Annotated in this window: 9 protein-coding genes; 6 read left to right on the top strand and 3 right to left on the bottom strand. The window is 45.4% G+C overall.

The genetic code is table 11. The annotated features are described in order from the left end of the window. Positions 1 to 172: 172 nt before the first annotated feature. Positions 173 to 769 carry a 30S ribosomal protein S16 gene (locus tag HMPREF0658_RS00115; protein WP_006947613.1) on the bottom strand — a complete coding sequence of 199 codons (597 nt, stop codon included), beginning with the start codon at positions 767 to 769 and terminating at the stop codon, positions 173 to 175. 167 nt (positions 770 to 936) lie between these two features. Then, on the bottom strand, positions 937 to 2,754 hold the full coding sequence (locus tag HMPREF0658_RS00120; protein ID WP_024991081.1) for a M6 family metalloprotease domain-containing protein: 1,818 nt from the start codon (positions 2,752 to 2,754) through the stop codon (positions 937 to 939). A gap of 125 nt (positions 2,755 to 2,879) precedes the next feature. Between HMPREF0658_RS00120 and HMPREF0658_RS00125 the strand changes: the two genes are divergently transcribed. Continuing rightward, complete coding sequence (locus HMPREF0658_RS00125; RefSeq protein ID WP_040557776.1) at positions 2,880 to 3,779, top strand: glycosyltransferase family 2 protein; 900 nt, start codon at positions 2,880 to 2,882, stop codon at positions 3,777 to 3,779. A gap of 207 nt (positions 3,780 to 3,986) precedes the next feature. Here HMPREF0658_RS00125 and HMPREF0658_RS00130 read toward each other — a convergent pair whose 3' ends face one another. Then, positions 3,987 to 4,568 carry a hypothetical protein gene (locus HMPREF0658_RS00130; RefSeq protein WP_006947617.1) on the bottom strand — a complete coding sequence of 194 codons (582 nt, stop codon included), beginning with the start codon at positions 4,566 to 4,568 and terminating at the stop codon, positions 3,987 to 3,989. 561 nt (positions 4,569 to 5,129) lie between these two features. Here HMPREF0658_RS00130 and HMPREF0658_RS00140 point away from each other — a divergent pair. The 5 genes from HMPREF0658_RS00140 (at position 5,130) to HMPREF0658_RS00160 (ending at position 11,367) form a co-directional block, all read left to right on the top strand. Beyond that, positions 5,130 to 7,658 carry a porin family protein gene (locus HMPREF0658_RS00140; protein ID WP_006947622.1) on the top strand — a complete coding sequence of 843 codons (2,529 nt, stop codon included), beginning with the start codon at positions 5,130 to 5,132 and terminating at the stop codon, positions 7,656 to 7,658. A 14-nt stretch (positions 7,659 to 7,672) separates the two neighbouring features. Further along, the gene (locus tag HMPREF0658_RS00145) at positions 7,673 to 8,512 is read left to right on the top strand and encodes a DUF5689 domain-containing protein (protein WP_006947624.1); all 840 of its coding nucleotides are present in this window, start codon (positions 7,673 to 7,675) and stop codon (positions 8,510 to 8,512) included. A gap of 35 nt (positions 8,513 to 8,547) precedes the next feature. Next, positions 8,548 to 10,053 (top strand): DUF6359 domain-containing protein, encoded by a 1,506-nt coding sequence (locus HMPREF0658_RS00150; RefSeq protein WP_036884139.1) that lies wholly within the window; start codon positions 8,548 to 8,550, stop codon positions 10,051 to 10,053. A gap of 90 nt (positions 10,054 to 10,143) precedes the next feature. Further along, positions 10,144 to 10,395 carry a type B 50S ribosomal protein L31 gene (locus HMPREF0658_RS00155; protein ID WP_024991080.1) on the top strand — a complete coding sequence of 84 codons (252 nt, stop codon included), beginning with the start codon at positions 10,144 to 10,146 and terminating at the stop codon, positions 10,393 to 10,395. 90 nt (positions 10,396 to 10,485) lie between these two features. After that, positions 10,486 to 11,367: a DNA/RNA non-specific endonuclease gene (locus HMPREF0658_RS00160; protein WP_006947629.1), complete on the top strand. Its 882-nt coding sequence runs from the start codon at positions 10,486 to 10,488 to the stop codon at positions 11,365 to 11,367. Positions 11,368 to 11,903 lie beyond the last annotated feature (536 nt).

Genomic DNA, 11,903 nt, shown 5'->3' on the forward strand with positions numbered 1-11,903 from the left:
TTATAAAATCGAGTGCATATCTAACGGCGGGAATTCCGCTGTTAGATTTCCTTTCTTGCAATGAATGAAAAGAGTTTAGTGGAGCACGGCGATAACTTTGAATAGAATAAAGACAAAGAAGCCGGAATGAATATCCATTCCGGCTTCTTTATACCTTATAATAAGGCGTTCCTTATGCTTCAGCAGGTGCAGCTTCTTCTGCTGCGGGAGTCGTTTCTGCTGCGGGAGCCTCGGCCTCGGCCGGTGTCTCCTCAACCTCTGCTGCGGGAGCTTCCTCTTCTGCTTGCGCTTCAGTCTCGGCAGCTACGGTAGCAGCTTTCTTCTCTGCCACTTTCTTAGCGATAGTTTCTTTTACTTTCTTTTCGGCTTCGAGTTTCTTCGCAGCTAAGTCTTTCTGAATCTTTTCTTCGTTTTCACGAACTTTATCAAGACCTTTTTCCTTATCTGCCTTCCAGGCTTCGAACTTGCTCAAGCAGGTTGCTTCATCAAAAGCACCCTTTTTCACGCCTCCGCGGAGGTGTTTCATCAAATACACGCCCTCGCTTCTAAGGATGTTGCGAACGGTGTCTGTGGGTTGTGCACCACATTCTACCCAATGTAAAGCACGGTCGAAATTCAAATCTACGGTAGCCGGATTGGTATTAGGATTATACGTACCAATCTTCTCAGTAAATTTACCATCACGTGGAGCTCTCACGTCGGCGATGACGATGCTATAAAAAGCATAACCTTTACGACCGCCGCGTTGCAATCTGATTTTTGTTGCCATTTGTTTGTTTAATTATTTAATTAGGTTTGAATTTTATGCCATTAACTCGTAACGGCGCTGCAAAGGTACTGTTTTTTAGTGGGTAACGCCTTACCGGACTGTGGTAGTTTCGTTTTGCTTAACAAGAATTAACCTTGCAGGATGTTTCTATCTCTTCGGTCTGCTATTTATCGGACAACCACCTTTTTCTTCTCTCCGTTGCTGCCATGCAGGATATAGATACCTGTTTGCAGATTCAACGTATCATGTACGCCTTTTGCTACTAAGGTGCCATTTATATCATAGACATCATATATTGTTTTTTCTTTCGCTTCAATGCTTTTAACAGAAGTGTTGGTCATCGGTTTAAAAGCGAAAGAGATGTAGCCGGTATCGTCGTTGCGTTTAATGTCTGTCACGGGCTTGTGTAACAGTTTCGTGCCATCTGTATTGGTATGGTGCAAAGATGCCTTTGGCGTAGAACTGTCGGTCAGTTTATCATTGTTGGTCGCAGGGTAAGGATATGTGTATTTGTAGCGAGTTCGCTTATAATAACCGGAGCCATAGGTGATGGTATCGGTTTTTGCAGGGACGAGTGCCATACGTTCATGATCGTTTCTGATAACCCTAAAATAGCCGAATCTGAATGTCCCTGTCGAATTTACTACATTATATTTCCATAAGTCCTTATCATAGTCTACATGGTATATCAGCAATCCTTCGCCGGGAAGGTATTCATCCCATCCTGTCCGTGCTCTGTTCTCCAATATATAATATTCATCTTTATAGGCATCGTTGTATAAGACATAAGCATCTCCATTCTCAGAAAGCGGTTTCATATCGGTAACGGTTTTTTCCGAGGTGCTTAATTCCACATAATCTAACCAGCCACAATAATTCTTTTCGTATGCCGTATAGCCTGCAGGACACCATCCTGTATTATGCGCATCATTGTAACTACCGCTGCACATCAAGTCCCAATCACCTGTACCCGAGTTTCCCGACCTTCTTGTATCATACATATCAGGGAGGCCGAGACAGTGGGTAAACTCATGGCATACCGTTCCAATACCCATGATTGTTGTTCCCGATGTGCCGCTCAATTCGTTACTGCAAGCGTAGGTGTCTACGGTTACACCATCAAGTTCTAAGGATTGTCCGTCTCCGGAGATAGCATATTTGTGTGGCCATACGGTTCTTGCTATGGCCAAAGACCCCGAACCGGCATTTTCTCCGTATCCGGCATAGAGCACATAGACTTGTTCTACTTCTTTGTCATCATCCCAATCATAGTCGGCAAAGTTTACCTGCGGGTCGGCCAAACGACAGGCTTCCACAATCATGGCCACAGCGTTGGAGTCATTGCCCTGCGGATCGTTACCTCCGTAATAGGCGTAATTTTTCGACAGTGTAACAGGTCCTACAACATCGAAACTGAGGTCAAATTGATTGTTACTTTGTGCAAGAAAGTAATCGCGCACACTTCCGTGGGCACCGTTCTTATCATATCCTATCATGTTCATGATGCTGTCATATTGTTCCTTGGCGGCTTCTTTGCGTACAAAGGATTTGTCTGCAAAGTTTGCTAATATCACCAAACCTTTTCTTTTACCGGTGTTGGCAAGTTGTCTTTGTGCCATGGAATGATAGCGCAGCTGTTTTCCTGATTGATATCGACCGGTGTATGCCCTTGTGCTTTCCAGTGTTTCCGGATTTGCTATATAGTGGCTTTCGTAGGCAGTGCGCTCTTTCAAATCATGTGCCAATATACCTGTTGAGCTGACGGCAAAGCCTACGACTGAAGCATAGTAGTAACTGTCACCTTGTTGAATCACGGGCACGTCGTCTTCCGTTACGTAATAATGTAGTGATTCATCGCCGATGAGCATCAGTTTCAGCTGTGTTCCATCGCTTTGGGTTACTGTTCGCCAATATTTCTTTACGGGTACGGCCAATACTGTCCATACAAATAATAATGCAAGAGTTGTCAGTGAAAATCGTTTCATATTTATTTGTTTTATCGGCTGCAAAATTAAATCAATTCATGCGAGCTCCAAAACAAAATGGTGTTTTTATTCATCATTTGCGATATTATGTTTATTTTTGTGGTATCATTGATACTTTTTTCGACATGAAGCCCTCTCTGTCTATATTGATTCCTACCTATAATGACGAATGTTATAAATTGGTGTCGGCCTTGTATGAACAGGCTGAAAGACTGCGAAAATCAGGAACTTTCGAGTACGAAATCATCGTTGCTGATGATGGTTCAACCAGTGATTTTGTGATTTCCGAGAACAAACGAATACGTGAATTGCCCCATTGTCAATATATTCTGCGTGAAGAGAACATCGGTAGGGCAGCTATACGCAATTATCTGATGTCGCTTTCCAAACACGAATGGTTGCTCTTCATTGACAGTGATATGTTGGTGGAAACCGACAGCTTCTTAGAGAATTACGTGTGCGAAGACGGTGATTGTGTGTTTTACGGAGGGTATAAGGTGAGGAAAAACGATAGCGAACAGGCTTGGAATTTGAGATACCTTTACGAAACAGCTAACGAAAAGCGGCATCTGTCAACCATGCGTACACGGAAGCCTTATAGAGATTTCCATACATCCAACTTCATGGTAGCCCGTCATGTGATGAAAGCTAATCCATTGGATACAAGGTTTAGGTACTATGGTTATGAGGATGTGTTTTTCGGAAAACGATTGGCGGAGCTACATATCCCGATAAAACACCTTGATAATCCATTGCTTTTTTCTGTATTTGAATCGAATACGGCGTTTGTGAAAAAGACGGAAGAAGGACTGCGGACGCTCTTTCTGTTTCGTGAAGAGTTGCGTGGCTATTCCACTTTACTGGCCTTGTATGAGAGGATGGAGAGCCTTCATCTCATTAGAGCAATGCGTTTCTTTCATCATGTCTTTGGCAGATTGGAGCGTTTCATTCTCTGTGGACGGTTCCCGAATTTGTTTTTCTTCCGATTATATAAATTAGGTTATTTCACCATGCTCTTCCTGTGATGCAGACATCGTACGGATAGACCCTGCCACTTGCTGACTTGTTTTACTGTTTTTTATATATAAAGGAAAAGAGCATTTCCCCCGATTTCTCGGAAGAAATGCTCTTCTTCTTTGCTGTAACCCTAAGGCTTTTTGGCAGAGATACTAACGGCTTCATGGTTTGAAAACATGAAAGCTCGGTAGATGAAATAGGGTGCTAATCTTTGATTAATACGAAGATTTTGCCTTTTCAATGGCGTTGGAAGCGGCCGAAACTGCTGCTGCTGCGTCAGCTTTTGCCTTTGCTATGTCAGCCTTTGCTTTGTCAGCTTCAGCCTTAGCCTTAGCGGCATCTGCCATCGCCTTAGCCGTATCGGCTTTAGCCTTAGCGGCATCTGCCTTTGCTTTCTCTGCAGCGACCTTGCTGGCAGTAGCATTTGCCAAAGCTTTCTCTGCATCTACTTTAGCCTGTGCGGCAGCTGCAACGGCCTTAGCAGCATCTGCTGCTGCTGCCTGAGCATCGGCCTTAGCCATTTCAGAGTCGGCTTTTGCTTTTTCAGAGTCTACTTTTGCTTTCTCTGCATCTGCTTTTGCTTTAGCGGCATCTGCTTTTGCTTTAGCAGCCTCAGCTTTTTGTTTTGCTGCTTCTGCCACTGCTTTTGCTGCATTTGCCTTTGCTTTAGCAGCGTCAGCTACTGCTTTCTGTGCGTTAGCTACTGCCACTCCGGTGTCTGCCGATTGTGCCGATGCGCCGATAACAGAGATAAACATTGCAGCGGTAGCTGCCAAAATCAGTCTTTTTACACTCATAATTTTAATTGATAATTATAACCGTACGATTGGCATATCAACCGTATTTTGATTTTCAGATGCGAATATGCTCGCCTTGATTTTCCACCGCAAATTTAATAAAAAATGATGAATGCATAAAAAAAACAGGAAAATATCTTCATAAATCCAACTTTCTCACTATATTTGTTATTGTTTTTTGTCCGTATGGCACCTTTTTCATCTCAACATGGATACATCTTCTCGTTTTTTTGATGGCTTTATCCGTCTCCATGTTCCAACAGTTCAGAGCATGTATTGTTTGGTCTTTCCTATTTTCAATTCCTAGCTTTAGTAGAACGTGTGTCCCCATTTGTTACGCTTCGCTTTTTTGAGTTCCTTCCTTTGAAACTCGCTATCTGCAATGCATTTTTCTACCTTGTCTATTTCGGAGTCGTCAAAGATAGTGACAGGGACGATAGACCTTGAAGATGGCGGTGTGATAAATATTTACTAAAAAACTCTTTTTTCTTAAATAAATTTCGTTACTTTGCAAAACCGTAAACTACGGCCGAATATGATAAGATTAACCTAAGCCAACCTATGCAAAATAAGCTAAAATGGGCTTTGCTGGCACTTTTTTTTGCGCCTCCCGCACTCGCCCAAACCGTAAAACCGCAAAAACAACTCAACCCCATCGGGGATGAGTCGGCATTTACCTTTACAGATGCGCAGTTGGGAGAGAATGACGACATGTCACAGAATGTGACCATTCTCAACTCCAACAATAACCTCTATGCGTCGCGAGTAGGCTTTCTCTTCTCGCCCGTGAGGTTCAGATACCGCGCTTTCAACCAACGATACAACGATGTTTATGTAAACGGTGCGTTACTAAACGACATGGAGACCGGACAGTTTCGCTTCTCTCAGGTGGGCGGTCTCAATCAGCAGATGCGCGATGTAGACTTCCTTCTCCCCTTTGAGGGCGGTTCGTTCGGTATGAGCGGCATGGCAGGTTCCAACAACTACGACTTCCGTGCCGGCAAGCAACCCACAGGTCATAGAGCTGCAGTGAGCGCCGTTAATCGCAACTATACCCTCCGCGGAGTGTACTCTTTCGGTTCGGGACTGAGTAACCGTGGCTGGGCATTCTCCGGTGGTGTCACCTACAGATGGGCGAAAGAGGGTTATGTGGAAGGCACATTCTACAACGCTTTCTCTTACTTCCTCGGCATACAGAAGGTATGGAAGAATGGGCACGCGTTATCATTCACCACATGGGGTAATCCCACAGAGCGTGGCACGCAGGGAGCTGCCACAGACGAGAGCTACTGGATAGCCAACGACCGTCAATACAACCCCTACTGGGGCTATCAGAACGGCAAAAAACGCAACTCACGCGTGGTGACCGAATACGCTCCTTCCGCCCTCCTGACATGGGACTGGGATATCAATAATGACATGAAGTTGGTGACCACACTAACCGGCAAGTACAGCATGTATAAAAGCACTAAGCTAAATTACAACAATACGGACAATCCGCAACCTGATTATTATAAGATGTTGCCCAGCAACTTCTACGATGTGTGGGATGCGACAAACACCATTGGACGTACCGAACAGGCATTAGCAGACTGGAACAAGGCATTCCATTTCCTATCTTCCTCCAAGGCCAACCGCCAAGTGAATTGGGACAGACTCTATGAAGCCAACAGACGGGTATCGACACAGGGGGCAGATGCCATGTATTTCATTCAGGCTAAGCACAACGACGCATTGACACTGACGCTGGCCTCAACCCTCAACAAACGCCTAAAGAAGAACGCATACTGGAATCTCGGAATCGTACTCGGCACGAATAGCGGCCGGCACTATCAGACTTTAGAAGACCTTTTGGGCGCTTCTACTTTGCACAACCTCAATTACTACGCCATAGGTACTTATACGGCCAATGCTGCTCAGGTACAATACGACTGGCGTCGCCCCAATGCAGTAGTGAGAGAGGGCGATAAGTTCGGCTACGATTACTTCCTGCTTGTAAACAAGGGGTATCTGTGGACAACCTATGCCAAGACCCTGAACCGTTTCCATACGATGGTGTCTGCACGCATCGGGAGTACCTCCATCCAGCGTGAGGGGAAAATGTGCAATGGCTTATATTTGAACAATTCCTATGGCAAGAGTAAGGCTGCATGGTTTGGAGACGCGGGTGCTAAAGCTGCTCTGACATACAATGCAGGCCGCGGTCACACACTCTTCATCGGTCTCGGTTATCAATGGAATGCCCCACAGGCGAGTGTAGCATTTGTAGCGCCGGAGATGAACAATGACTTTGTGACCCACTTGAAAAACGAACGCGTGCTCAGTAGTGAGGCTGGTTATCAATATCAGAATGCGTGGCTGCATGCCAACCTGAATGCCTATTACAGCCGTATGAACCACGTAACGGAATGGCAAAATTTCTATTTCGACGACATCAACTCTTTCTCTTATGTGTCACTCTCAGGCATTGAAAAAGAGCATTATGGTGTAGAAGTAGGGGCGAAAGTGAAATTAACGTCTTTCCTCGACCTTAACCTATTGGGCACATGGAACGAAGGGAAATATGCCAACAATGCAGACGTAAACTATATCAACTCCACACAGGGTACCTACAATACCGATGTGCTGATGAACAAAGGCATGCGCGAATCAGGTACACCGCTGACAGCAGGCAACATCGGTCTCAGTTACCACCAAAGCGGTTGGTACATCGACTTGAATGCCAACTACTACGATCGCATCTACCTTTCTTATTCGCCGTACTATCGCTATAAGAGCATACTCGACCGACTTGGCAGTATCGATGAAAACGGACAATATATCGTATCACCCCAAGACAAAGGGCACGGAGGTTTCATGCTCGATGGCTCCATCGGCAAAAATATCCGCATGAAGCGCGGGTCGCTGTCCATCAATCTTATGGTGGTAAACCTGCTGAACAACCAAAACATTGTGACGGGCGGTTATGAGCAAAGCCGGTCTGACTATACAGCGTCCGGCAATGCCCGCTCTTACAAATTCTCCCGTAATCCGAAGAAATTCTATGCTTTCGGAACCAACGGCATGTTAAACATTTCTTACCGATTCTAAAACCCGAGAATAAGATGAAAACAATTAAATATATGTATATCGCATTGTTCTGCATGCTCTTGACAGGCTGTATGAACGACGATTGGAAAGAGCCGAATGGTACAAGCATTGGTAATCCCGCACTCGCAGAGAGCAACGTAATAACGATTGCCACCTTGAAAACTCAATACGCCAGCTTTATTTATACGCCAGCCAACACTTATACCCAAATTACTGATGACGTGCAAATCAAAGGGCGTGTGGTTGGTAATGACATCGGAGGCAATGTATATAGCGAAGTGGCTATTGACGATGGTACCGGTGCCATCCTTATCTGCATTTCGCAGAACGGTCTATTTGCAGAACTGCCCGTTGGACAAGAGATACTCGTCAGTCTAAAAGGCCTGTATATAGGTGGCTACGGTCTGCAAGCCGAGATAGGTACACCATTTACGAATGCCCGTAATGTCACCTACGTGAGCCGTATGAGCCGCACCTTGTGGCAAGAGCATTTCAAACTTCTTGGCATGCCGGATGCTTCGCAAGTACAGGCAGAGGTATTCGATATCTCCAAGATAGCCGACGAAGACTATCTGAAGAGTCATAGTGGAAAGCTCATGACCATCAAAGGCGTAACTTTCGCCAAGGGAGACGGGAAGACCGTGTTTGCCCCGTCGGAAGAAAAAGACAAGACGAACAACGTGAGCCGTGCACTGAAGGGATACGACAACCGCACCATCGTAGTACGTACGAGCACGTATGCTGACTTTGCCGCAACTACACTGCCCACAGGTAGTGTAGACATCACCGGCATTTTCACCCGCTACCGCGACACATGGCAGATACTCATGCGCACGGAAAAGGATATACACTGACATCTTTTTTAAAATACAAGTTAAAGAACAAGGATATGAAGAAAAACATCGTTTCAATGTGCATGGTGGCATTGGCTGCTATCACATTCATAAGCTGTGAGAACGTTCCCTCACCCTATAACAACCCTAACGGCAACAAGGGCGAGACGAACGAAGGTATCTATCTCAATGAGACGTTTAGCAGCAATCTGGGGAAATTCACCACTGTTACTCCAAAAGGTATCGCTTGGCAGCATAACTTCGGTACGGCCACGGCTACGGGCTACAATGCAAAGGATAAGACGAATACGGAGTCTGAAAGTTATCTCGTTTCTCCCATTATTGACCTTGCAAAAGCCAAGCAAGCCTATCTGCAGTTTGAATACATTATCAGATACCTCTCTCACAACGGTGCAAACAAGGTGCTGATTACGAAGAAATATACCGGCAATCCCACGACAACGGTGTGGGAAGATATCACCGGCACACTGAAAGAGGGTAGTAATTGGACAGATTTTACTACTTATGCGAAGAATTTGGATGCTAAATATATCGGCGACACATTGCGTATCGCATTCTATTACTCGTCCACTACTACCGGATCGCGTACATGGGAGATTAAGAACGTAGTAGTAAAAGAGGGTACTGTAAACGAAGAAGGCGGCGGAGAGCAGGAGAAACCCGAGGGCGACGGCACAGAAGCTGCTCCTTACAACGTGGCGGCAGCTATCGCCAAAGCCACGGCATCCAATGTATTTGTAAAGGGCTACATCGTGGGATATGTGTATGGAATGAAGTACGACGGCGCAAGATTTTCGTCAGACACCTGTACCGTAAACGGTAATGTGCTGATTGCTAATAGTCCCAACCAGATAGACAAGAGCAAATGTATGCCGGTACAGCTTCCTGCAGGTGCCATTCGCGACCTGCTGAACCTGAAAGACCACAAGGCAAACCTGAAACAGGAAGTACTGCTCTTCGGGCAGATAGACACATACTTTGGTGTACCGGGTCTGAAGTTTGCCACTTATGCAAAGCTCGGCAGCACAGAAGCAGGTACGAAACCCGGTGGTCTCTTCTACGAGAATTTCGCTTCCGGTAAAGGCGCATTCACCATCGTCGATGAAAGCGCATTGCCGACCGGCCTCACGCAGATATGGGCGTACGACAGTAAAGGCCACTATATGAAAGCCTCTGCATACATGAAAGACGCGAAGCATGCCACGGAGAGTTGGCTCATCTCGCCCGTCATAGACTTGAGCAAGGTCACTTCGGCCACCCTCGCCTTCGAACAGGCAGGCAAGTTCTTCGGTACTACGACCATCACTAATGAGATAACAGTAGAGATTTCTACCGACTACAACAGCGGAAAACCCTCTACGGCAACATGGACAAAAGCCACAATGAGTGCGCTGCCCACTAATAAAAACTTTACATTTGTGGCAACTACCATAGACCTTACTCCGTATGCCGGAAATAGTCATGTACGCATCGGATTCCGCTATACCAGCAACATAACCAACGTTGGCACATGGGAGGTAAAGAACATTTCTATCAAATAAAAAAGATATGTAAATATTTGGATGGTTACAGAATTATCCGTAATTTTGCAGCCCACACCAAGTATCATATTTAATAAACATAATAACGAAATGAAAAAAGGCATTCATCCTGAAAACTATCGCCCCGTCGTATTCAAAGATATGTCCAACGGCGATATGTTCCTCTCAAAGTCTACTTGCAAAACATCCGATACCGTAGAATTTGAAGGAGAAACTTACCCTGTAGTAAAAATAGAAATATCCAGTACTTCTCACCCTTTCTATACGGGTAAGAAGAAGCTCGTAGACACAGCCGGACGCGTAGACCGCTTCATGAGTCGCTACGGCACCATCAAAAAATAACAGGCCTCCCACAAGAGGACGTCCAATCCAAGGGTGCATCCTGTTGCGTAGTTACATATACGCACGGGTGCACCCTTTTCATATCTACTGATGATGAAACATTACTTCTATCTTCTTGTTCTCATACTGTCGCTCACTGCCTGTGGCAGCAACGACGACAACGCCCCCCACCGAAAGCCGGCTGGTCCTAACGCCAATGCCAACGATACAAGCCTAAAAAAAGAATACGGACGCCTCGAGTTTCCCAAGCTGCGAGGTGGAGCCGGCAACAGAGTTGTCATTCATTCCACGAATGATGACAGCGTAAACTACAGCGTAGAGTGGAACGATGCAAAAAAATCACAACGATGGTCGTGTTACCAGATGTATAAATCAAACCTTGTTCAGAAAGTAAGCCGGTATAAATCAAAAACCAATCAGTATCCCAAAGACCCGCAAATACCGGCCGAATACGCATTCGATGCAGACCCGTATTGGAGCTCTGGCTATGATCATGGCCACATTTGCCCCTCCGAAGACAGGAGAAGCAGTTTCGATGCCAACTACCAAACGTTTTATATGTCGAATATGCAACCACAGCTAAACGGATTCAATGCAGGCGTATGGCTTCACATGGAGAATGCCGTGAGGGAATGGGCAAAAAAAAACAACTATAAATTCTGCGACACGCTCTATGTTTGCAAAGGAGGCACCATCGACCACCCTACCAACTACACCAAGACGGGCAAAGGACTTCTCGTTCCAAAGTACTTCTTCATGGCCGTGCTGCGCGTGAAAAACGGGCAATACAATGCCATCGGTTTCTGGGTGGAACACAACGCCAATAACGACTCCCACCTTGCCAAATATGCTGTCAGTATCAAGGAATTGGAAGAGAAAACGGGTATTGATTTCTTCTGCAACCTACCCGATGCACGCGAGAAAGTGATAGAATCTACTCCCGTCAACTACACGCTTTGGGACTTGAAGTAAACGCATGCTAAACGGATGTGAAAGAGCCGGCGACCCCGTCCCATCGCTCTCTTACCCCATCATAAGCGTACCTGTTCTCCATGCCCACAATATTTCATTTCCTCTTCATATTATGGTATATGAGATACGCGAGTTCGGGATAAGGCTATCGGACTCGCGTATGTTATGTGTATGTAAAACGTTCTTTATCATTCTGTTTTGAGCATTCAGATGGCTTCCAAGTAGTTGGACGTCCGTTTTGAGGGCTTTTTCCGGCTTCCAAGTAGTTGGAAATCCATTTTGAGGACATTTTTCGGCTTCCAAGTAGTTGGAAATCCATTTTGAGAGCTTTTCTCGGTTTCCAAGTAGAGACCTCTGCAAGACCTACCACCCTCTCAATTTTCACCCGTATACTCTTAGAAGAATGAATATTTTTGACCAAAAGATGCCGTTGGAGGTTACTTTTTGAGTAGATAATAATCTTTTATCGGTGTATTTTCATGTTATCTGATACAATTTGACACAATAATCCCTGGTGTTCGGTATAAGTTGTAGGC

This window comes from Hoylesella marshii DSM 16973 = JCM 13450, from assembly GCF_000146675.1.
In the GTDB taxonomy this organism is placed as follows: Bacteria; Bacteroidota; Bacteroidia; order Bacteroidales; family Bacteroidaceae; genus Prevotella; species Prevotella marshii.